General features: G+C 51.2%; 20 protein-coding genes and 1 riboswitch. Of the genes, 8 read left to right on the forward strand and 12 right to left on the reverse strand.

Annotated elements, in window-relative coordinates:
- The first annotated feature begins 1 nt into the window (after position 1).
- On the forward strand, positions 2–820 hold the full coding sequence (locus G535_RS0101815; RefSeq protein WP_026860501.1) for a mechanosensitive ion channel family protein: 819 nt from the start codon (positions 2–4) through the stop codon (positions 818–820).
- Here G535_RS0101815 and G535_RS0101820 read toward each other — a convergent pair.
- The 3 genes from G535_RS0101820 to G535_RS0101830 are packed head-to-tail and all read right to left on the reverse strand — an operon-like array spanning position 768 to position 5,240.
- Entirely contained in the window at positions 768–1,826 is a 1,059-nt protein-coding gene (locus tag G535_RS0101820) for a malonyl CoA-ACP transacylase (RefSeq protein ID WP_026860502.1), read from the reverse strand. The two genes, G535_RS0101815 and G535_RS0101820, sit on opposite strands and share 53 nt — an antisense overlap.
- On the reverse strand, positions 1,823–4,024 hold the full coding sequence (locus G535_RS0101825; protein ID WP_026860503.1) for a thiamine pyrophosphate-dependent enzyme: 2,202 nt from the start codon (positions 4,022–4,024) through the stop codon (positions 1,823–1,825). Before G535_RS0101825 ends, G535_RS0101820 begins: the two co-directional genes overlap by 4 nt.
- Before the next feature lie 37 nt (positions 4,025–4,061).
- Positions 4,062–5,240, reverse strand: coding sequence for an acyl-CoA dehydrogenase (locus G535_RS0101830; RefSeq protein ID WP_026860504.1), 1,179 nt, complete (start codon positions 5,238–5,240; stop codon positions 4,062–4,064).
- A gap of 106 nt (positions 5,241–5,346) precedes the next feature.
- On the opposite strand from G535_RS0101830, the gene G535_RS0101835 reads away from it, so the two are divergent.
- Entirely contained in the window at positions 5,347–6,198 is an 852-nt protein-coding gene (locus G535_RS0101835) for a LysR family transcriptional regulator (protein WP_026860505.1), read from the forward strand.
- Here G535_RS0101835 and G535_RS0101840 read toward each other — a convergent pair.
- Together G535_RS0101840 and trhP are read right to left on the reverse strand one after the other, a co-directional pair.
- Positions 6,195–6,389 carry a YfhL family 4Fe-4S dicluster ferredoxin gene (locus tag G535_RS0101840; protein ID WP_026860506.1) on the reverse strand — a complete coding sequence of 65 codons (195 nt, stop codon included), beginning with the start codon at positions 6,387–6,389 and terminating at the stop codon, positions 6,195–6,197. The genes G535_RS0101835 and G535_RS0101840 overlap by 4 nt on opposite strands.
- Complete coding sequence (gene trhP, locus G535_RS0101845; RefSeq protein WP_026860507.1) at positions 6,373–7,719, reverse strand: prephenate-dependent tRNA uridine(34) hydroxylase TrhP; 1,347 nt, start codon at positions 7,717–7,719, stop codon at positions 6,373–6,375. Before trhP ends, G535_RS0101840 begins: the two co-directional genes overlap by 17 nt.
- A 118-nt stretch (positions 7,720–7,837) precedes the next feature.
- Here trhP and G535_RS12645 point away from each other — a divergent pair, with 118 nt between their 5' ends.
- Positions 7,838–8,479 (forward strand): thiopurine S-methyltransferase, encoded by a 642-nt coding sequence (locus tag G535_RS12645; protein ID WP_034727336.1) that lies wholly within the window; start codon positions 7,838–7,840, stop codon positions 8,477–8,479.
- Here G535_RS12645 and hemN read toward each other — a convergent pair.
- On the reverse strand, positions 8,476–9,846 hold the full coding sequence (gene hemN / locus G535_RS0101855; RefSeq protein ID WP_026860508.1) for an oxygen-independent coproporphyrinogen III oxidase: 1,371 nt from the start codon (positions 9,844–9,846) through the stop codon (positions 8,476–8,478). The two genes, G535_RS12645 and hemN, sit on opposite strands and share 4 nt — an antisense overlap.
- 206 nt (positions 9,847–10,052) lie before the next feature.
- On the opposite strand from hemN, the gene G535_RS0101860 reads away from it, so the two are divergent.
- The gene (locus tag G535_RS0101860; RefSeq protein WP_198678995.1) at positions 10,053–11,258 is read left to right on the forward strand and encodes an NnrS family protein; all 1,206 of its coding nucleotides are present in this window, start codon (positions 10,053–10,055) and stop codon (positions 11,256–11,258) included.
- On the opposite strand, the gene G535_RS0101865 is transcribed toward G535_RS0101860, so the two are convergent.
- On the reverse strand, positions 11,218–11,625 hold the full coding sequence (locus G535_RS0101865; protein ID WP_026860510.1) for a YbaN family protein: 408 nt from the start codon (positions 11,623–11,625) through the stop codon (positions 11,218–11,220). The genes G535_RS0101860 and G535_RS0101865 overlap by 41 nt on opposite strands.
- A gap of 6 nt (positions 11,626–11,631) precedes the next feature.
- Complete coding sequence (fnr, locus tag G535_RS0101870) at positions 11,632–12,327, reverse strand: fumarate/nitrate reduction transcriptional regulator Fnr (RefSeq protein ID WP_051206894.1); 696 nt, start codon at positions 12,325–12,327, stop codon at positions 11,632–11,634.
- A gap of 118 nt (positions 12,328–12,445) precedes the next feature.
- Positions 12,446–12,634, forward strand: a riboswitch (yybP-ykoY riboswitch).
- 5 nt (positions 12,635–12,639) lie between these two features.
- Between fnr and G535_RS0101875 the strand changes: the two genes are divergently transcribed.
- Together G535_RS0101875 and yjjG are read left to right on the forward strand one after the other, a co-directional pair.
- On the forward strand, positions 12,640–13,200 hold the full coding sequence (locus tag G535_RS0101875) for a TMEM165/GDT1 family protein (protein ID WP_026860512.1): 561 nt from the start codon (positions 12,640–12,642) through the stop codon (positions 13,198–13,200).
- A gap of 6 nt (positions 13,201–13,206) precedes the next feature.
- Positions 13,207–13,902, forward strand: coding sequence for a pyrimidine 5'-nucleotidase (gene yjjG, locus G535_RS0101880; protein WP_026860513.1), 696 nt, complete (start codon positions 13,207–13,209; stop codon positions 13,900–13,902).
- Here yjjG and G535_RS0101885 read toward each other — a convergent pair.
- On the reverse strand, positions 13,885–14,568 hold the full coding sequence (locus tag G535_RS0101885; RefSeq protein WP_026860514.1) for a gamma-glutamyl-gamma-aminobutyrate hydrolase family protein: 684 nt from the start codon (positions 14,566–14,568) through the stop codon (positions 13,885–13,887). The genes yjjG and G535_RS0101885 overlap by 18 nt on opposite strands.
- Positions 14,544–15,515 (reverse strand): amidoligase family protein, encoded by a 972-nt coding sequence (locus G535_RS0101890; protein WP_026860515.1) that lies wholly within the window; start codon positions 15,513–15,515, stop codon positions 14,544–14,546. The genes G535_RS0101885 and G535_RS0101890 overlap by 25 nt, the downstream gene beginning before the upstream one ends.
- Before the next feature lie 144 nt (positions 15,516–15,659).
- Here G535_RS0101890 and G535_RS13765 point away from each other — a divergent pair, with 144 nt between their 5' ends.
- Together G535_RS13765 and G535_RS0101900 are read left to right on the forward strand one after the other, a co-directional pair.
- On the forward strand, positions 15,660–16,160 hold the full coding sequence (locus G535_RS13765) for a hypothetical protein (protein ID WP_051206895.1): 501 nt from the start codon (positions 15,660–15,662) through the stop codon (positions 16,158–16,160).
- 57 nt (positions 16,161–16,217) lie between these two features.
- The gene (locus G535_RS0101900; protein WP_051206896.1) at positions 16,218–17,108 is read left to right on the forward strand and encodes a prenyltransferase; all 891 of its coding nucleotides are present in this window, start codon (positions 16,218–16,220) and stop codon (positions 17,106–17,108) included.
- Between the two features lie 38 nt (positions 17,109–17,146).
- Here the strand turns inward: G535_RS0101900 and G535_RS0101905 are convergent, their stop codons facing one another.
- Positions 17,147–18,550: a CehA/McbA family metallohydrolase gene (locus G535_RS0101905; protein ID WP_026860517.1), complete on the reverse strand. Its 1,404-nt coding sequence runs from the start codon at positions 18,548–18,550 to the stop codon at positions 17,147–17,149.
- A gap of 37 nt (positions 18,551–18,587) precedes the next feature.
- A complete protein-coding gene (locus G535_RS0101910) occupies positions 18,588–21,071 on the reverse strand; it encodes a TonB-dependent receptor (RefSeq protein ID WP_026860518.1) in 2,484 nt (827 codons plus the stop codon).
- Positions 21,072–21,755: the final 684 nt, after the last annotated feature.

Below are 21,755 nucleotides of genomic sequence, written 5' to 3' on the forward strand. Positions count from 1 at the left end.
AATGAACGCAGAAAAGATTTTAGGTTTGTTCAAAGAGATCACCAGTGGTGTCTTGATTGAAATTGCCGTGGTGATTGTTGTCGCATTACTGGTGATCTGGCTTAGTCAGCGCTTGCTACCTTGGGTCGCGGAGCATTTGCATGGCAAGCAACGCTTGTTGGCCTTAGCGATGATTCCGACCATTCGCGTCATCGTGTTTATTGTCGCTTTTATTTGGATTGTTCCCTTGGTGATTGAACCAAGCATGCAGAATATGGTGGCTATTTTAGGTGCTGCCGGGTTAGCGATCGGTTTTGCCTTGAAAGACTATGTCAGTAGCCTCATCGCCGGGATCGTTGCCGTATACGAGTTACCTTATCGTCCCGGCGATTGGATAGAGGTGGAAGGTACGTACGGAGAAGTGAAGCATATTGGCATGCGTGCGGTCGAAATCGTGACCCCGGACGATACCGTGGTATTCATACCGCACTTGAAGTTGTGGTCAAACTTAATTCATAACGCCAACAATGGCGGGCCAAGCTTAATGGTGGTCGTGAATTTTTACCTGGAGCCCGAGCACGATGCGAATCGCGTCAAACACTTGTTGGAAGATGTCGCCTTGACCAGCCCTTATGTGCAACTGGCCAAGCCGATCGTCGTGATTGCGTTTGAAGAGCCGTGGGGCACTCACTACAAGCTGAAGGCCTACCCCATCGATCCGCGCCAACAATTCCAGTTTATGACCGATTTAACGGCCCGCGGCAAACAAGGGCTGCGGGCATTACCGGTTAAGTTTGCGCAGCTGTCACCAGAGCACGTTGTTCAGGCAACCCCATGCTAAGCACATAGGGCATGGCTTCACTTTGCCCTTGCACGAAGCTGGTTTTGTCGGTGATGCCCTGCCAGCCGATCGCAATCAGCGCTTGTGCAACGGCGCCACCCAAACCGCTACCAGGGCCTAGCAAGATAATATGATCGGGGGCAAACTCTTTGACAGCCACTTGGATGGCTTTGCTGAAGTCATAGGTTTCAGTGACTTGGTGACCCAGTGTGTACTGCTGCAGCGCGCGCGCATCAACACTCGGCGTTAGCCATTGGTAGCCACGTCCATCGATAAGCGGTGTTTGCGGCATTTGAAAGGCGGCGATCGGCCAGGTTTCTTGGGCAGCTTGTGCTGCTTCAGCCATGAGCGAGGTGTGAAATGCCGCATGGCCGGGCAACACCATGGGAAAGCGCTCGTCTACTTTCGGTAAGTCACGCACGGCGGCACTGCAGGCTTCTTCTGTGCCAGCTAAGACCGCATAACCACCATAGTTAATCGAGCGCATCAGGGTGTTTGGATAGGCCGCTAGCTGCCCCTCAACGGCTGCTTCGCGCTGAGCATCGGGGCGCCACTGGTCATCGACCGTTGGGTAGATGAACTGCGCTCCAGCACCGCCTGCCGTTAATTGCGCCATGCTTGTGACCAACCGAGTGGCGGTACTAATTGACCAGGCTTCGGCGCAAGCCATGGCGGTGTACCAGCCCATTGAGTTCCCGGTAATGGCAACGACCTCAAACTGCTCGCGGTCAATACTTAAAAAATCAAGGTAACCAGCAGCGTAGATCAATGCTGCGGCATGTTCTGCTTTTTGATGCAGCGACGATTTAAACCCTTTGGCTTGGTCTAGCTCGGTGACGGTGGCAAGTCCGAGTGCGGCGCGTTCGGCATCAATGCGCGCGAGGGTAGATTTTAAATCTTCTTTTATTTTCGGCGAAGATGAGGCGATGTTCGCGTAGATCGACCCAAGTTCTGGTTTGTTGTAGGTGCCGCGTCCAGGGCACACGACTAATGCTGTTTTTTTCATGCCGGATCTCCCTGCAACATTGCCTTGGCGGTGGTGACGATGCCGTCTGCGGATGGTAAGACCGTGTAAGCGGCTTTGCCAAGCGGAATAAAGCTGTCTTCAGCAGTGATGCGCTGCACGCTAAAGCGTTGCGGGTAGTGTTCATACAGTGCAGTCATCAATTCTTCGCTGAGTGAGCCGCGCCGACGACACTCATCGACAATTAAGATGCGCTTGCTATTACCAAGCGCAGCGACAATTTTGTCGACATGTAATGGCACTAAACAGCGGATGTCGAGCACGCGCACGCGATGTCCTGCCGCGGTAAGCTTGGCATGCGCTTGGCGGCTCAGGTAATAGCCGTTGCCGTAGGAAATAATGGCCAAATCTTCACCGTCATCATGTACCGCCGGCACACCCAACTCTGGGACGGGTGTGGTTGGCTCTGGATAGGTATTGAGCCAGCCACCGTCGCCTTCTTGGTGAAGGTCGCGTGTCATATACAACGCAATAGGTTCAAGCATGATCACCACGCGTTGCTCGATAGCGGCCAATTGCACTGCTTGGCGCATCAATAATGCACCATCGTGACCGTTCGATGGACACAACACGATAACCCCGGGAATATCGCGGAACACGGCGAAGGAGTTGTCGTTGTGGAAGTGACCCCCAAAGCCTTTTTGATAGGCCAGGCCAGCGATGCGGATCACCATAGGGTTGGTGTATTGACCGTCCGAGAAAAAGGACAAGGTTGCCGCTTCGCCACGAATCTGGTCTTCAGCATTGTGCACGTAGGCGAGGAACTGAATCTCGGGCATCGCAATAAAGCCTTGCTGTGCCATGCCGATGGCCAAACCAAGAATACTTTGCTCATCAAGCACGGTGTTGAGCACTCGGTTGGGGCCAAACGCTTCCATAAGGTGCTGGGTCACATGGTAAACCCCGCCCTTCTTGGCAATGTCTTCACCGCACATAACAATGTTGCCGTATTGCGCCATCAGATCATGCAAGGACCAATTCAGCAGCTTGGCCAAGTGTTGCGGTTTGGCAAGGTTATGTTTATCGAAATTGAACAGTTGCTGGCGCTGCGCTTCACTGGGCAACGCTGGCTGCACGGCCTCGTTGCGTGGTGGCACGATAGAGCGCATCACTTGTGCTGCGTCCGTAAGTTTGGGTTGCTGCGCAGCGTGGTTCGCAATGCGGGCAATACGCTGCTGTTGCCGACGAATATGTGCAACCAGCGTGGTGGTGGTAAACAAATCTCGACTGATTAGCGCGGCACAGCTGTACAGCAGCGGATCGCGCTCGGCATCGCGGGCAATTTCTTGCTTGCTACGATACGCCACTTCAGCATCGGCGCCGGCGTGTCCAAACAAACGAATGGTGCGTAGGTGCAATACCGCAGGTTTGCGTTTGTGACGGACATAATCAGCGGCTTGCTGGGCGACCAAGTAGGTTTCTGCAAGATTGCTACCGTCGGCAAAAAAGTATTTGAGCGCCGGTCGCTGGCTAAGTTGTTGCTGAATCCAGCCCTGCGGCGTATGCGTAGAGATACCGAGTCCGTTGTCTTCGCACACCAACAACAGCGGCATAGGTATTTGCTGGTAGGCGGCCCAACTGGCCGAGTTAATGGCACCTAGTGCGGTCGAGTGGTTTGCCGAGGCATCGCCAAAGCTACAAACGGCAATGGCATCGTGCGGCCAAGTGCCTTGGTGCTGCAAACGTTTCGATAAGCCCAGTGCAAAGGCTGTCCCCATTGCCTTAGGTACGTGCGAGGCAATGGTGCTGGTTTGCGGTGGCACGTGTAAGTCGAGACTACCCAGAACTTTGTGGCGGCCCCCAGAAATCGGATCGGCGCTTGAGGCTGCGAAGCTAAGCAACATATCGTATAGCGGTGTGGTACCTGCTTTTTGCTTGGCACGCTGGACAAAAAAAGCGCCGCTGCGATAGTGCAAAAACGCTGGGTCATTCACCCTTAGTGCTTTGGCGACAGCTGCGTTGGCCTCATGACCGGAGCTACCAATGGTGTAGAAACTTTGTCCGGCCGCTTGCATTAAACGGGATTGTAAGTCCAACAAGCGACTGGCTAATTGCGAGTCAAACAGCTCAACTAACTCGGCATCATTGAGAATACCACCCGCGGCTTGCGCGCGTGGCAATTGGTGTTGTTCGATACGCTGGATAAAGTCCACCAGCCATGGGTGCATAGCAGCAGCCATAAACGCCTCCGTTCCGTAGTTCGCGTTGCGCGGTGACTTAGCCGCTAAAAGCTTGGAGCCCAGTTTGCGCACGGCCTAAAATCAAGGCATGCACATCGTGTGTTCCTTCGTAGGTATTCACCGCTTCGAGATTCATAACATGACGAATCACGTGATACTCATCGGCAATACCGTTCCCGCCATGCATGTCACGGGCGATGCGCGCAATATCGAGGGCCTTGCCGCACGAATTTCGCTTGATCAAGGAGATGGTTTCAGGAGGCAGTTGGCCGGCATCCATCAGACGTCCGGCTTGTAAACAACTGAGCAAGCCAATGCTGATTTCAGTTTGCATATCGGCCAGTTTCTTTTGGATCAACTGGGTCGCGGCTAATGGACGATCAAATTGTTTGCGGTCAAGTGTGTATTGGCGCGCCGCATGCCAGCAGAATTCAGCAGCACCGAGCGAGCCCCAAGCAATGCCGTAACGGGCTTTGTTAAGGCAGCCAAAGGGACCTTTTAAGCCGCTGACATTGGGCAAGATTGCAGACTCTGGCACTTCCACGTTATCCATGACAATTTCGCCGGTGATCGATGCACGTAGCGAGAATTTACCGTCAATTTTAGGTGCAGAAAGGCCTTTCATGCCCTTTTCTAAGACAAAGCCACGGATGTCGCCATCGAGTTTGGCCCAAACCACGAAAACATCGGCGATAGGAGAGTTGGTGATCCACATTTTACTGCCTTTGAGCACGTAGCCGCCGTCAATTTTCTTCGCCGTAGTGCGCATGCCAGCAGGATCTGAGCCCGCGTCCGGTTCGGTGAGACCAAAACAGCCCACCCATTCGCCACTGGCGAGTTTCGGGAGGTACTTTTGGCGTTGCTCTTCACTGCCATAGGCATAAATGGGGTGCATGACAAGGGATGACTGTACACTCATCGCACTACGGTAGCCGCTATCGACACGCTCGACTTCACGAGCAACGAGACCGTAGCAAACATAATTCACATTGGAGCAGCCATATTCCTCTGGCAAGGTTGCTCCAAGCAAGCCTAACTCGCCGAGTTCATTCATAATTTCGCGGTCAAAGCGCTCTTCACGGTTGGCAGTCAGTACCCGCGGCATTAGCCGCTCTTGGCAATACTGGTGTGCGGTATCGCGGATCATCCGCTCTTCTTCAGTGAGCATTGCGCTAAATTGAAACGGGTCTTGCCAATCAAAAGGAAAACGAGCCATTGCATACCTCAAATCAGATCAATTGTTGTTGTTTGTTTTGCCACTGTACGATGAAATAACGTAAAGTTAAACGATATAAAAATTAGAGAAGGCATAGTTTAAAGCTATGGATATTCGTCAGCTTCAATACTTCGTAGCGGTGTACGACGAAGGCAGCATTAGTGCTGCCGCGCGCGCCTGCAATGTGGCACAACCGAGTCTTTCAAAAGCGTTACAACAACTTGAGGATGAACTGCGCGTGCAGCTGTTTGTGCGGCAGTCACGCGGTGTGACTCCAACCGAAGACGGCGAACGCCTTTACGGTCATGCTGGGCGCATGCTGAGTCAAATGCAGTCGCTGCGGGCGTCATTTCGCCATAGTGTGACGCGCGTGCAATTTCGGCTTGGCTTAATTCGTGCGTTAGGGGTTGAACGGATGAGTCAGTTGCTTCGCGAGTTCACGACCGGTGTGGATGGGTTGGAGCTGCATTTGGTGGAACCTGATGATGAAGCGGACGCGCGGATCATCACGCCACGCATGCTCAAAGCTGGGGAACAGTTCCTGCCTATTTGGCATGACCGTTTTGTGGTTGCTCTACCTGCCGGGCATCCGCTGGCCTTGCAAGAAGAAATTGCGTTGGCGCAAATGCAACACTTAGCGGTGATCAAGCGCACGCCATGTGAAGCTTGGTCAATGCTGTACCCGGAGCTTGTCCGACAAGGCATTCAACCTGACATTCGTGCTGACATCCATACCATCGAGTATGCGCTGGGACTGGTGTCAGCCGGTGTTGGATGTGCCTTAGCCCCTGATCTTGACTCGCTCCGCGAACGGCAGGACATCGTCTTGCGACCGCTGGCGGATATTGCCTTAGAGCGCACCATTGGGTTAGCTTACCCGCGCAACCATAGCGACGCTGGGCCGCTTGGTTGGCTGCAGCATGTGTGTCGGCAGACCGCTTTACAGCAGTCGAATTAATCAGCGACCAAGGTCATGCAGTCGACAGGACACACCGGAATGCAGGCAGGTTCATCATAGTAACCTTCACATTCGGTACACTTGTCTTTGTTCACCACGTAGTGCGCAGAGCCCATTTCAATGGCTTCATTAGGACACTCGGGTACGCACATATCACAGTTAATACAATCACTATCAATGACAACTGGCATCAGTGATCTCCTTTATTGCGATGGTTTCAACCGGTTGAGGTTTCGGTAGTTCTTTGATCAGCATGGCAACGGCCCGCTCTTCCGCAGCTAAGGTCACCGGCAGACGTAAACAGACCTGATGGCCTGAACCTGGGGCACGGGTAATGACTTCGCCGTCTTTGCTGTGCAGGTCATTTAAGGTAAACCGCACGTTGCCAGAGGGCTTCATCAGAATCAGGGTGTCGCCGCAGCTGAAAGCGTTTTTTACATCAACCAGCACGCTTTGTTGGTTGGTCGCCGCAATGGCACCAACGAGCAGCTGTTCACCATGACTGTGGCTGGTTTGATAGTTTTGCAGCTCACTGGGCACATGGCGGCGTAAGAAACCTTCGGTAAAGCCGCGGTTTGCCATGCCTTCTAAATCGGCCAACAGTTGCGGGTTAAATGGGCGTCCTGCCACTGCATCATCAATGGCTTGGCGATACACTTGCGCGGTGCGGGCAACGTAATAGGTTGATTTGGTGCGCCCTTCAATTTTCAAACTATGAATGCCCATCTCGGTGAGCGCTTGTACGTGCTGCACGCCGCGTAGGTCTTTGGAGTTCATGATGTAAGTGCCATGAATGTCCTCATCCATGAGCATCAGCTCACCGGGACGTTGTGGCTCTTCGAGCAAGACCGGGCGGTCGATAGGACCAAACTGACCGACCTCATCTTCGACCGCATCATGCACTTTGTAGGGCCAGCGACAGGCGTTGGTGCAGGCACCTTGGTTCGGATCGCGTTTATTGATATACCCAGAAAGTAAGCAACGGCCGGAATAGGCCATGCACAGAGCGCCATGGACAAAGACTTCAAGCTCCATTTCTGGGCACTTTCGTCGAATTTCAGCGATCTCTTTGACATCCAACTCACGAGAAAGAATGACCCGGGTGACACCAAGCTGATGCCAAAATTTTACCGCGGCCCAGTTCACTGTGTTGGCTTGCACGGATAAATGCAGCGCTTGTTGTGGGTAGTGCTCGCGCAGCAAATAGATGATGCCGGGGTCAGAAACGATCAGCGCATCTGGCTGCATCGCAACGACTGGCGCCATGTCTTCAACGAAGGTTTTTAGTTTGGCGTTGTGGGGCGCGAGGTTGACCACCACATAGAATTTTTTCCCTTGCGCATGGGCTTCGTCGATCCCCACTTTTAAGGTGGCGAGATCAAAGCTGTTGTTGCGCACGCGCAGGCTATAGCGCGGCTGACCGGCATAGACTGCATCGGCACCATAGGCAAACGCCATCCGCATGGCGTCTAAACTACCGGCTGGACTAAGGAGTTCTGGGGCTTGAAAAGGTTCTGTCATAAGATTGATTACGCGACGTTGCTCTATTACTTTTGGACGGATTATTTTAGAATCTCCTGAAGTCACGAATATTGATCGTGATCAAAGATCACAGGATCGCTAGGTAAAGGAGCTTTTCATGGACCACGCATTTTGGCATCAACGTTGGCAGCAACAGCAAATTGGTTTTCATCGCGATGCCTTTCATGACCTGTTGATCAGTTATTTTCCCAAAGTGTGTCGTAGCGGTCGTGTGTTTGTGCCTTTGTGTGGCAAGTCGAACGATATGCTGTGGCTTTTGGATCAAGGCTACCGGGTGTTTGGGGTCGAGTTGAACCCACTCGCCGTCGAGGCGTTTTTCGCTGAGAATCAACTCAAGCCGAGTATTCAAAAGCGCGGTAAATTTACCGAGTATCGCGTCGATGAGTTGGTGATTTGGTTAGGGGATGTTTTCGCGTTAACTGCTGCGGATCTCGCCGATGTCGATGCTTGGTACGACCGAGCTTCATTGGTGGCCTTGCCCGAGGCCATGCGCAAGGACTACATTGAACTGTTAAATCACACCTTACCCGCGGGATGCACCGGCCTGCTGGTGACCGTAGAGTACCCTGCAGGGTATTGGAAAGGACCACCGTTTTCGATCGCTGAAACTGAAGTGCGTGATGCCTTTGCGCATAGCTTCAAGGTAGAGCGCATGGCCCGAGTGGAGGGCTTCATGCGCAATAATGAATTACTGGAAGACAGTCCTGTCACTGAGCAAGCCTATTTGCTCTATCGTTAGACCACCTTGGAGTAGCGCGGCGCGCTGCTCTGCTGCGTCAAATAAGCGTCAAAACAAGCACAAATGCTACGTACCCAAAGGCGTCCGAGATCGGATACGCGCACATGGGTTGGCGTAAGTGTGACTAAACCATCTTCAATAAACGGCTGTAGCTTGTCTTTTGCAATGGCAAAGTACTGCCAAAAGTCAGCAAGCTGCCAGTGCTCGGCAAAGCGCTCAATAGAAAGCTCAAAGTGGCAAATTAATTCGCTGATGAGCGCTGCCCGCAGGCGATCATCGGCGCTGGACTGAAAACCTTTCACCACAGGTAAACGCTGTTGTTGCTCAAGCAGGTGGTAATAATCAGGCACGTCCTTGGCATTTTGCCAGAGCACGCCGTTGACCTGACTGATCGACGATGCGCCGATACCAATGGTGCAGTCTTGCCCCGCAGTGGTATAGCCTTGGAAGTTACGTTGCAGACGTCCTTCACGCTGGGCAACCGCGAGCGCGTCATCAACTTTCGCAAAGTGGTCCATACCAATAAATTGATACCCTGCCGCGGTAAACTTTTCGATACCCAATTGCAGCAGCTCGAGCTTAAGCGGCGCAGTTGGCAGGCTTTCATCTTTAATCTTACGTTGCCCAGCAAAGCGGCTTGGTAAGTGTGCGTAACTGAACAGCGATACCCGATCAGGATTCATGGCAATGACCTGATCGATGGAGCTGGCGAACGAGCGTGGGTTTTGGTACGGCAAACCGTAAATCAGGTCCAAGTTGATGGAGCTAAAGCCTAACTCGCGGCACAGGGCGACTTGGTGCTTGATCAGCGCGGTATCTTGGACGCGATTAATTGCGATTTGCACTTTTTCGTCAAAGTCTTGTACGCCAAAACTGACGCGGTTGAATCCCAAACGACGCAGATGGCGAAGCTTGTCGTCACTACAACTGCGCGGATCAATTTCAATGCTTAGCTCTGGCGCTTCCGTAAGACTAAAATGCGTACGAATCAGGTTGTGCAAACGGGTCAGCTGCGCTTCGGTTAAGAACGTCGGCGTGCCGCCACCGAGGTGTACTTGATGCAAGCGTCGTGCGCCAATGAGCTGGGCATACATGGCCATTTCTAAGGCCAAATGGTCGAGGTAGCGGTCGGCTTTATGCTGATGCCGCGTCACGACTTTATTGCAACCACAGTAGTAGCAGAGCTTGTGGCAAAACGGAATGTGAATGTACAAGCTTAATTGTTCAGGTGCTTGCTCTAGTGCTTGGACGAGTTGGGTTTGATCCCAGTTCTCTGCGAGCGACAGGGCTGTTGGATACGAGGTGTAACGGGGGCCGTTGATATTGTATTTGTCGATTAACGCCTGATCCCAAGTAATGGTCGTCATATAATTCTCCAACAGTCTGCTTGCAGGGCAAAAGTGAGGGGCTATTTTAGCGCTGTCGATGGGCAAAGCGGTGGTCAAATTACCAGCGATAATTGATCCAGATCAATGAAGACGGTGGTTGTCACCTTTACAAAGGGAGTCTGTTTTCATTAGTGCGATCCACTATACTGCGTGCAGCTACATGACTTACCAAGGCAAAACCAAGCATGATTCAAATTACCGATTTAACTGTTGAGCAGCGGATGTGGCCGTTATTACGGCAAGCGTTTCGTCCATTTTTCTTGCTTGGCGCGAGCTTTAGCGTCATTGCGATGGTGCTGTGGCTGTTGGGTTTGGAGCGGCAGGTCGAGCTGCCTTGGTACGGTCATCTGTTGTTTTGGCACAGTCATGAAATGCTGTTTGGTTTTGTCAGTGCCATTGTGGTCGGATTCTTGCTGACGGCGGTACAGAACTGGACCGGCCTGCGTGCGACTCATGGTAAAACACTGTTGGTACTGGTGCTGTTATGGCTGTTGGGGCGACTTAGCTTCGCGGTTGGTCAAGCGTTACCCGCTTGGGTAACTGTTGCGCTGGATATGAGTTTTTTACCCAGCGCAGCGCTTTTGCTGGCGCTGCCTTTAGTTAAAATTGGCCAGTCCCGCAATTTGTTTTTTGTCCCCGTATTACTCCTACTCACTCTATGCAATGGTTTGATGCACTATGGACACCTTGCTGCGCGTTACGATGTTCAGCGTGCAGGGATCACCGGCGCGATTCTACTGATCACCTTATTGATTGCGATTATTGGTGGTCGGGTTATTCCGATGTTCACTGCCAACGGTACACAAACGCCACGGGTGAATGCCCTACCTTGGCTTGACCGCCTTGCTCTGGCGCCGTTGTGGGCGATCGTTGTGCTACACCTGACCATGCTCAGTGGTGCGTTGCCAGCAGTAGCCTTGGCTGCCTTATATGCCATTGCAGGTGTGGCCCTGCTTGTGCGTTGCTTGCGCTGGCGCTTTGATCGCACATTAAAAGTGCCATTAGTGTGGTCGTTGCACTTGGCGTATTTGTTTATTCCGCTGGGGTTACTGTCGCTTGCTTGGCACTATTTTAGCGGCGATTTCATGCTCAGTCGCTTGCATCATTGGTTACTGGTCGGTGCGATGGGCAGTATGATTCTGAGCATGATGGCACGAGTTTCCCTTGGCCATAGTGGCCGACCGCTTACCCTGCATGGTTGGATGCCCATGGCCTTTGCTCTCTTGATTGGCGCAGCAGTGGTGCGGGTACTCGGATTTTGGCTATACCCAGAAAATATTATGTTGAGCTATTGGGTGGCAGGCGTGGCGTGGATTATCGCCTACCTTTCTTATGTGGTGATTTACTGGCCTATTTTGACGCGTCCGAGGGCGGATGGTCGGCCGGGGTAACGTGTTCTGGACGCAACCATAGCCACACCGCAACGGTAAACATAATGCCGATAACAGTGAGCTTCAGGTAAAGTGGAACTGGGCTGAAGGAGAGCATGGTGGCACTGCCGCCCATCATCACCGAGGCAATTACTTTGGGGCGGCGCTTCACCACGCCATGTTGCCGCCAAGCAATGATTTGTGGGCCATATTTGGGGTGTGCAAGTAGCTTCGCTTCTAATACCGGCCAACCCTTCCCACCGGCCCATGCGGCCACCAATAAAAAGGGCACGGTCGGCATAATTGGTAACAATAAACCAATCACTCCAAGCAGCACGGCAACTATGGCGAGAATCCGCCATAGTAAGATGCGAAGAAGTACCGTCATAGCAGGTTAGGCCGCAATCGTGCGTAGCTTCTCCAAGGATTCAATGGTCACCAATTTGTTGGTGACTCGAATCACTTCTTCTTGCTGTAGATTCGTCAAAATACGACTGATCGTCTCGACCGATAAGCCTAAATAGTTAGCGATGTCTGCGCGGGTCATCGACAGACGAAATTCGCGGTTTGATAAGCCACGTTGCTGGAAACGACTCGATAGCGTCACCAAAAAGTGCGCTAAACGTTGCTGTGCGGTATGGTGATTCAGGGTGCCCAACAAGGTTTTGCTGGCATACAACTCGCCGCTCATTAACCTTAGCAGTTGCTTGCGCAAACCTGGCAGTTCGGCTGAAAGCGTGTCGAGTGACTGCATCGGAATTTCGCACAGCATGGTGGTTTCAAGTGCTTGGGTAAAACTCCGGTGTTCACCGTCAATCAAGCCGTCAAAACCAATCAAATCGCCGGGCAAATGGAAATCAATAATTTGCTCATCACCTTGGCTATCAATAGTGTAGGACTTGAGTGAACCAGAGCGCACCGCATAGAGGTATTTCAGTGGCTCACCACTGTGGATCAACACATCTTTTTTCTGCATCGGACGATGGCGCTGAATGATGGTATCCAGCTTTTCAGTTTGCTCAGGGCTCAACTGATACGGTAAGCAAAGTGTTGCCATGCTGCAATTTTGGCAGTGGATATAGGACGTCATTGCCCCTCCCGTACGGTTCAAAAAAATGATGTCTATCAACAAAGGTTCAAGTATACGCTAGTTCGTAATACGTTGACCAGTCAGACGGTTGCGGTCAACGGCAACTGCGGGTAGAATGACCGCCGTCTTAGGGGAGTAGTCGATCCGCGTGCTTTGTGCCGGCGGGAGAATGCGTCAACATAATTGAACCCTCATTGGTTCATGGTGTATTCGTTTCGGGCCACCGAAACTGGCAAGACCTGAGGTAAAGAGCAACCGCTAGATGGCGGGGGTTGCTGTTTGCCTTATGTTCAGGTCCCGCCGGAGTACATTATGGAAGCTTTTCTTACCTCAACAGTTACCGTTGCACTCGCTGAAATTGGCGATAAAACGCAGCTTTTAAGCCTGTTATTGGTCGCAAAATACCGCAAAAAAACAGCTATTATCGTTGGCATTCTTGCTGCGACGCTCATCAATCATTTTATCTCTGCATGGTTCGGCCAATGGGCTGTTGCTTGGCTACCTGAAGCCTACGCAAGCTTAGTGGTTGCGGTGAGTTTTATCGTCATCGGACTCTGGGTGTTGATTCCTGATAAGCTCGATGATGACGAAGCCAATTGCGGTGGCTACGGTGCTTTTGTCGCTACGTTTATCCTGTTTTTCTTAGCGGAAATTGGCGACAAAACGCAAGTCGCGACGGTGGTGCTTGGTGCACAATACGCCAGCGTGTTTTGGGTTACTTTGGGAACGACCGTTGGAATGTTACTTGCCAATGTACCTGTGGTGATGTTGGGTGATAAGATCATGCGTCATGTGCCGCTTCATATTGTGCGCTATTGCGCTGCAGCGGTATTTATTGTTCTGGGCCTGATTGGCGTGTGGTGGAGCTTTTAAGTCGCAATGACAAAATTACAGCAATACGATTGGTTTTTGTTCGACGCTGATGAAACTTTGTTTTCATTCGATGCCTTTGTCGGGCTGCAACAGATGTTTGCGCCCTATGGGGTCAGCTTTGACGCTGCCGATTACGCTGACTATCAAGCCCTGAACCAACCACTGTGGGAGGCTTATCAGGCTGGCCAAATTGATGCTGAAGCGTTGCAAAAACAACGCTTTGCCGATTGGGCGGCACGTTTAGAGGTGGCACCGCTAGAGCTGAATGCCGCCTTTATCGACACTATGGCGCAGGTGTGTCAGCCGCTTGAGGGCGCGCGCGCGTTGCTCGAGCGGGTTGCCCAACAAGGTAAAGTGGGAATCGTAACCAATGGTTTTACTGCGTTGCAACACACACGACTGGAGCAAACTGGGTTTACCGACTTAATTGATTTGATTGTGATCTCTGAGCAAGTTGGTGTGGCTAAGCCTGATCCTAAGATTTTTGCCCATGCCCTCGCAGAAATGCAGCATCCAGCACCAGAGCGGGTACTGATGACGGGGGATAATCCGCATTCCGATGTGCTCGGCGCACAACGTAGCGGTATTCATGCCTGCTGGTTGAATCAACACGCGTTGCCGTGTCCGTTGCCGACCCCGCCGCATTATACGGTGAACTCCTTACCTGAGCTTGAGCAGTTATTGTTAACGCCGCATGAATAGCCGCGCTTGCGTGACTAACCAGCGAAATAAGCGCAGCTGACTGGGTACGTAAAATAAGTATTCAGGATGCCATTGCACGCCAACAATGGGGTGTTTGCCCGTGCTTTCAATGGCCTGTGGCAGCAAATCTAAATCGTGCGCAACAATTTTGAGTCCTTGTCCAACCTCATGAACAGCCTGATGATGCAAGCTATTGACGCGGAGTTTAGGCTTTTTGACGATACCACCAAGTTGTGAACGTTCATCGACATAAACCTGCTTGGTTGGCAGCAAGCCAGGGCGGTTGTAAGTATGGTGACGGAGGTCGCGGATATCGTCGTAGAGGTTCCCTTTGTGTACCACGTTAAGGAGTTGCGCCCCACGACAAATTCCGAGTATGGGTAAGCCGTCACGTAAGGCTTTGGCGATCCAACGCATTTCTAAGTCATCACGCTCATGATCGTGCTTTACCTTGCCGCTTAAGGTGCCGCCATAATGCTCGGGTGAAATATCGCTGCCGCCACCAATGATAATGCCGTGCAGCGGAAGCCCTGACGGCCTGTGATGCACACTAATACGTTCTACTTCAGCACCACATAAGGTCAGTGCCAAACGGGTTGACCACCAGCTTGGTGACCACTTCTTTCCAGCGCCGGTAACGCCTATGCGAGGTTTTCGTTGCGCCATAGGTCTACGTGCTCCACCCAAGCCGGTCGAGAGACGCCAAGGACAGGCCGGTCTGCGGCTCGGAAGTCATTAGCGAGTTCCGCCAGCGCCTTGGGTCGGTTGGCAAGTCGCTCGAGGGTGCAGTAATGTTGCCATTCTTGGGCCAAGGACCAGTTGGGGTCGTCAATTTGGCAATTGGGAAGACGATAGTGCAAGGTCGGCCGAGGATTGATTTTTTCATCGCCCATTTCTGCCCGAACACGCTTTTCGTCTAAATAAGCAAACAGCGGCAGTAAATCTAAGGCGCGATTGCGACTGTGATTGGCGTGCAAATAGTCGTCGATGAGCTGTTCTTGCGACGGGGTGTTGTAAGTGAGCACCTTATGCAGGTAACTCTCGGAATAAAGATCAATATAGGGGCTTAGTTTACGTGTGGTATTGATATGATGCTGTTCGACCAGCCACCATTGCAGTAGGGCGAAGGCTTTGAGATAGCGCACTATGGTCGCACTATCGAGCGCTGGCAATTCTGGATTAATGTGGGTGCCGTATGCAGCAATGGGCGACTCTTCAGTTCCTTTCGCGCCGGCGCGACGCAGTGCGTTGGTGAGGTCATTTAACGGCGCTAGGTTGTTCATCGCCAGCGGTGGGCAAATCACTTCAACAGGGACAACCAAACTGGCAGCTTGGCTGAGCGATTCCAACAAGTGGTCAGCGCGCTTACTTTGCGGGTTATTGCCCGCAAGTTTGTGTAAAAAACGCCAGTCGAGCTCAATCTTGAAGGTGCCTAATGGACTGTCCACGCGCCAACTGGCGGGACTTTTGGCGTAGGGAGAACCACCAACAGCAGCCGCAGTCGCCTCGGCGCTGCTAGCGACATCAAGCCCAGAAAATTCGAGCTCGAAGCCAGCCCGGCGCACCTCGCCTTCTGCATTGATCAGTGCCGGCGGAAGTAAAAAAGCTGTCATAACCACCACATGTTGTTTGGTTAACCTGCATATTTAACGTTCAGTGTAGCAGAACAAATTGCGGAATAATCTTTACAAATTGTAAACGTACCAACTATCATGTTTTTGATATTTTTAACACTTTTATACTAAGGACCCTTTCACATGAAAGCTTTTGCAGCAGCACTTGTACTCGCTAGTTCATTTTTAACTCCTTCGGCCGTTGTCGCACAAGTCGGTGATGATTCGCCTGATTACGATGCACGCGTGGAAGAGGCGCTGGAAGGCAGTCGTTATGATTGGGAAATTGATAGTGATGGCGACTTTCGCATGATCCTTGAGTTTGATGACAATCGCTCACACGTGTTGTTTGTTAATAGCGCTACCAATCACTTGGGTGGCATGGAAGTACGTGAAGTATGGGCGGTTGGCGCGACCTCAGATGAAGGCTTTAGCGCGACCGTGATGGAAGCTTTATTGCGTGAAAGTGCTAATGTGAAATTAGGTGGTTGGTCGATTCAAGATATGGGCAGCAGCGAGTTAGCCATTTTCCGCGCGCAAGTTTCTGCAAACGCATCAGCAAGTTCATTGAGCACCATTATTATGGCGGTCGCGACAACGGCTGATGAGTTTGAAAAAGAATTGCTGGGTAGCGATGAACTGTAATTGTTCTCGCGCGACGAAGAAAGGCTACGCGCTCATCCAAGCGGGTAGCTTTTTTTTATGATGCTCGCCACATTAGTGCAAACCACTCGTCCGGCGTTTCTGTTGCTGGCTTTATCAGTGACCGCATTGGCTGTTGCGCTGGCGTTCTCTGCTGGCGCCTCGATGACGTGGTGGTTGGTGGCTTTAGTCGCGCTCGGTGCAGTGATTGCGCATGCGTGCGTGAATGTGCTTAATGAAGTAGACGATGCGCGTTCAGGTTTAGATGCACTGACGGAACGTACGCCTTTTAGTGGCGGCAGTGGGGCCTTACAAGCACAACCTAGAGCGCTAAACGCTGCGGCAGCATTAGGATTAGGTTTGCTGGCGCTTGTGATCGCCATTGGCCTCTATTTTATCTATTTACGCGGCTGGGGACTCTTCCCTCTAGGTTTGCTGGGGGTTGTGTTAGTGGTTGCTTACACACCTATGCTGACCCGACTTCCTTGGTTATGCTTGATCGCACCTGGTCTTGGATTCGGACCATTAATGGTGTTGGGAAGTTATTATGTGTTGACTGGGAGCTACAGTGGTGTGGCATTCGCGACCTCGTTTATCCCTTTCTTTTTGGTGAATAACTTGCTCTTGTTAAACCAATTTCCCGATGCCAAAGCCGACGTGCAAGTGGGGCGTAGACATTTGATCATTGCCACCAGCCCTGCGGTAGCACTGCGGGTGTTTCAAGCATTTTTAGTGGCGCCTTATGTCCTGTTGGTTGCTTTGGTCGGTGTTGGTGTCTTGCCGCTTTGGGCACTGCTTGGTTTGGTGAGTTTAGTCGTTGCCATCCCGCTCTATCGCGGTGTTAGCACACTCCAAAGCCCATCGAACATACCGCACGCCTTGCTCGGTCAAAACGTGGTCGTCAACCTCAGCATGCCAGCATTGATTGCCGTTGGTTTGTTATTGGCGTAACGCGCCCTCACACCGCCATGCAGTATGAGGGTGGAGCTTTAAAGAGAGTGCAAGTAAATGGGGCTTGAAACGAGTAACGGCTCAGCAGCTTCGCTGTAGAGCTCGACACGTAGCCATGCGCTATCGATACCTGCTGGCAATTGATGTGGGATGTCGGTATACGGGATCTCGTAGGTGGCGTTGCTGGTAATCACTTTCCAGTAACTGCCTTCGATATCTGTTGCCAACATTAGGGTGAGCGGCTGTTGTGGGTGATATTCGAGTACTCCCCCCATGGCGACCTGTTGTTCGCCCTGCGTTGCGTTAAAGTTCAAGTAACTTGCACCTTGATTTTGCAGATCGATGAACGCGCGACCATCGCGAATGCCACGATAAAGCGCTTCTGCAGAGAGGTTATCGGCCTCAATCACAGTAATGGCTTCCCATTTTTGGAATAACTCATGCGGATTGTGGTTATCGCTGCCTGCAGTCGCACTCAGCCGATACCCTTGATCAAGTAATTGATGCCAGAGTGTGGTTGCAAGCCCTTTCCCGCCGGCTTTTGCCAGCGTAGAGCTATTAGCGACTTCAATGGCTTGGACGGCATTGTAGTTCGCATCAGCTTGCCAACCGCAGCCCATACATTGTTCACCCGAGGGTAAGTTTGGATGATTAATGATGGTAATCGCTTGGTTATTGATCTGCTTTTGAATGGCGGTAAAGTCATTGTCGGTCATCCGAAAGTCAATAAACCCTGACTCACCCAAGACATTCGCGTGACCATAAAATGTGGTGATTTCTCGGCCTGGGAGCATGAGCAAATTATCGTAGAAGGGTTGCAGGCGCGCGACATCAGCAAAGCCAGCACGCGAATTGTGCTCGGTAAAGGCGATAAAGTCGAGCTGCAGACGTTCGGCTCGACTGAGCCCTTGCTCCGTCGGACAGGCAACTTTCTGCGCGCGTTTGGATTGACACCAACCATCACTTTGCCCGCTGTGAGCATGGAGATCGCCACGGTACCAACCACGCTTATCAGCGATGACCTGTTGTGTATCGGGAATCGTTGAGTGGAGTGTAATGGTGGCGTGATAGCTACTTTCGCTGGTACTACGAATATTAGGAACACCAAGAATAAGCTTCCACTCACCGGCGATAATAGGGCCAGCAAGATAAGAAGGCGTTGCAGCAAGTTCGGAAAGACTGAATTGCTTTTTACTGCCGCCGCTCCAGCCACGAAATCGCTGTGGGTCTTCTAAGCCGAGATCAATAACGGTGCGATGACTGTTGTCGTAGTCAAAGCTGACTTCGATATGTTGTGTCCCAGCAGGCACGTCAAAGGGTACTGCAACATAGGATTGGTGTTGAGCGCCGCTAATTTTACCTTTCAGTTCAATGTGTTGTGGCTCTGCAACGGCTTGGGTACTTGCCAGTAGTAGTGCTGACAAAAAAGTCGATGTGTACATGGTGGAATACCCCCAAGTTACCTTGGGGGCCCGTCAGTTAGAATTGATAGCGTAAAGAGGCTCGAATGGTTCGGCCAAGAATGGGGCGCGCCAAGAAGTAACCGTCAGCTTGTTGACCTTCACCAATGAACTGGCCTGCACGAGGGTTGCCCTCGGTGAGCCCGATTTCGTTGGTCAAGTTTTGTGCGTTCAATTGGAAGGTTAAATTAGGCGTCAGGTAGTACATCACACTCGCATTGAGCGATTGATATTCTGGTAACACCACCTGATTCGCGACGTCGCCATAGCGATCTCCATAGTGTTCGACCACTAACTCCGTCCGTAAATCGCCATCGAGTAAGTTAAACCCTGCGGTAATCCGCGCTGAGTCTTCTGGTACACGAATGAGCTGGTTACCACCGAAGTCAATCGCTTCGCCCGCGCTGTTGGTAAACGAGAAGGTTTTATACTCAGGCGACTGTAGTGTCGCGGTAGCTCCTAAATCGAACCAATCGGTAAGGGTCCAGAGCGCTTCTAGTTCAATACCAAAGGTTTCGGTATCACCATAGGCCGTTTGCTGCGTGTACGTATTGGTGTCATTGTCAAAGGCGTAGTCGGTGAAGCGCATGTTGTCGAAATAGGTGTAAAACGCTGTGGCATAGACATTCAAATTATCTTGAACGTATTTCAAGCCGACTTCAGCCATACTGATCGGCTCAACACGCAAGTCATCTCGCTCAGGATTGCCGTTGAAGTCAGACGCATTCGGGGTGCGGAAGCTGTCGGTATAGCGGCCAAAGAAGCCAAACTTTTTATTGATTTGATAGTTAGCGCCAATGGTCCAAGCGAGTTCATTGTAGCTCTCATCGATAGGCGTAAAAATGCCATTGCCCGTAATGAATTGGTCATCCGCAAGACTTGCGGATTGCTCTAAATCAATGACCGTTGTTCCTTCGACTTGGCCACCTAACTCAATCCACTCGTAACGTGCACCAAGGTCGATACGCAGTTGATCATTGATTTGCCACTCATCGGCGACATAAGCCGCTAAGGTTTGTCCTTCACCATCGACACGATTATAGAGCGAGCCATAACGAAGAATGCCGTTTTCTGAAATCGCAAGAATGTCTTCACCGTTGTGGGTCACGACGGCATCAAGCAACCGTGGCTGATCACGTACTTCAAACATCGCGGTGGCCATATAGCGATTGAATTCGTAGTCGTAGTCGGCGTAATACACACCAAAACTCACGTCATGGCTCTGTTCGCCAAAATTAAACTGACGACTTATGCGTAGGTCGTTAATAATTTCATCAAGGGGTACGTCGACAGAGAGTAAATTCCCATTCAGTACCATACCGTTGCCGGCATTATTGTTGGGGTCGAAGGTGAGCCCTGGATGGTTGGCAAAGCGTAACTCGACATTCGCATCACCTGGAATCATGCCGGCAAGGGCATTTTCATAGCTTGCGATGCGATCGTTTGCGGACTCAAGTCCTCCGGTTGGGAACAGACCATTGCGCAAGGTGTCACTCAAGCGGTAGCGGAAGCTATTCTTGATGGTCCACTCAGAAACGTTAAAGTCTGCTGACATCGAATATTGGTGCAAGGTGGTGTGCGTACCATCGCCCAGGTCAAAGTCATAGCCATTGCCACTAGGGTCCCGGTAACGGTTATGTTCAACTTCAGGACTCATAAATGAGCCGTAATTTGCATCAAAGCCCGGCATGCTTGTGATGTCACCATTGCTATCTTGAGCTAGCGGAACGGGTAAAAGGAATGCCGTTCTGTCATTTAAATAACGGTAATCAAAAAGCAATTCGCCACTGTCGAAACGCTTCCCTAGAGTAAAGCGGATCTGCCCGCCTTTATTGGCATCGAAGCCCGGATCCCGAACGCCATCGTTGGTGCGATAAAAGCCACCGACGGAAACGAACATATCCTCACCGATCGGGGTGCCATAGTAGCCATCAATGCGGCCGTGACTGTAGTCGCCCAGCTCTGTTTTGAAAACGATGCGCTCGCCATCGTAGGCCTTACGCGTAATAAAGTTGACCACGCCGCCAGGCGCATTCGAGGCGAAGACAGACGATGGTCCACCGCGAACGACCTCTACGCGCTCAATGGTCTCATCTAAGCGGAACGATTGATCGGAGTTGAGGTAACCCAAGCCACCATCATGCTGAATGGCGAGTCCATTCTCTTGCAGTGAAATCGAGGAGTAACCGTCACGTGGGATACCACGTACCCGAATATTATTCGAAGCTTCGCCACCTGATGACTCCACCCAAAATCCGGGAACTGACTTCATCACATCGGCGACGCTCATTGGTGCATCCATCATCAGATCTTGTTCACTGATGGTGGAGACCGCGTAGCTCGCTTCTGATTTACGTAAGGTTTTACTGCCTGCACGAGCCGTCACAACGATGGTTTCAACGTCGTTGTCTTGCGCTGTGCTGGTTGATGAGGATTCAGCAAATGCTGCAGGCGTGCTTAAAGCCAAGGCGATGGCGCAGAAAACTTTACTTTTTGAATACATATGTAGTGGGTCCTGATTACTGCATTAGGAATGGAAGCCCACTAATCTATAGTTACCCTATGACTGTGTTATGACAGCTGTATTGCATATTTATTTCTTATTTGTGAATAAATGATGGTTGGTTGACGGTCTTTGTGGATCTTTTTTCTTGGGGGGCAGTTAAGCCCGTCAAACTCATTGCGATGCACAATTCTGATACGCAAAATAGCTACAATTAACTACTATAATTTACAGTTGGTTTTAGCAAGCTAGTATCAATTGCTAACCAAGCCAATAAGGCCTACTAAAAATAAGCACGAAAAGTATCAGCAGTGGATGAGCAAAGACTTTTGGCCCGTCGTATTTCTTTTTATCTTGCTGAAACTCAGAAAATCGCTTAGAGCCATATAATAAATTTATAGGTATGAGAGATGCTGCTCCGATAAATGCGAACTCTATTTGATCTGTAAAGCCAAGTATAACAAACAAGCCACATACAACAATTATACTTAAAGTTATTAACTTCATCGATTTATCCTAATTAATGCAGCCTGCAAAATCACAGGCGACTAAGTCCTAAATATTAGGTTTTATTGTGCACCTTGAGCAGCGCCGCCAATAGCACCTATTGCAGACCTGCTTGTATATGATTGGCAAATTACATTTGACAGGGTAGCACCCTTGATACTGCGACTAATTGCGAGA

The sequence above is a fragment of the Pseudidiomarina sediminum DSM 21906 genome, from assembly GCF_000423165.1.
Lineage (GTDB): Bacteria > Pseudomonadota > Gammaproteobacteria > Enterobacterales > Alteromonadaceae > Pseudidiomarina > Pseudidiomarina sediminum.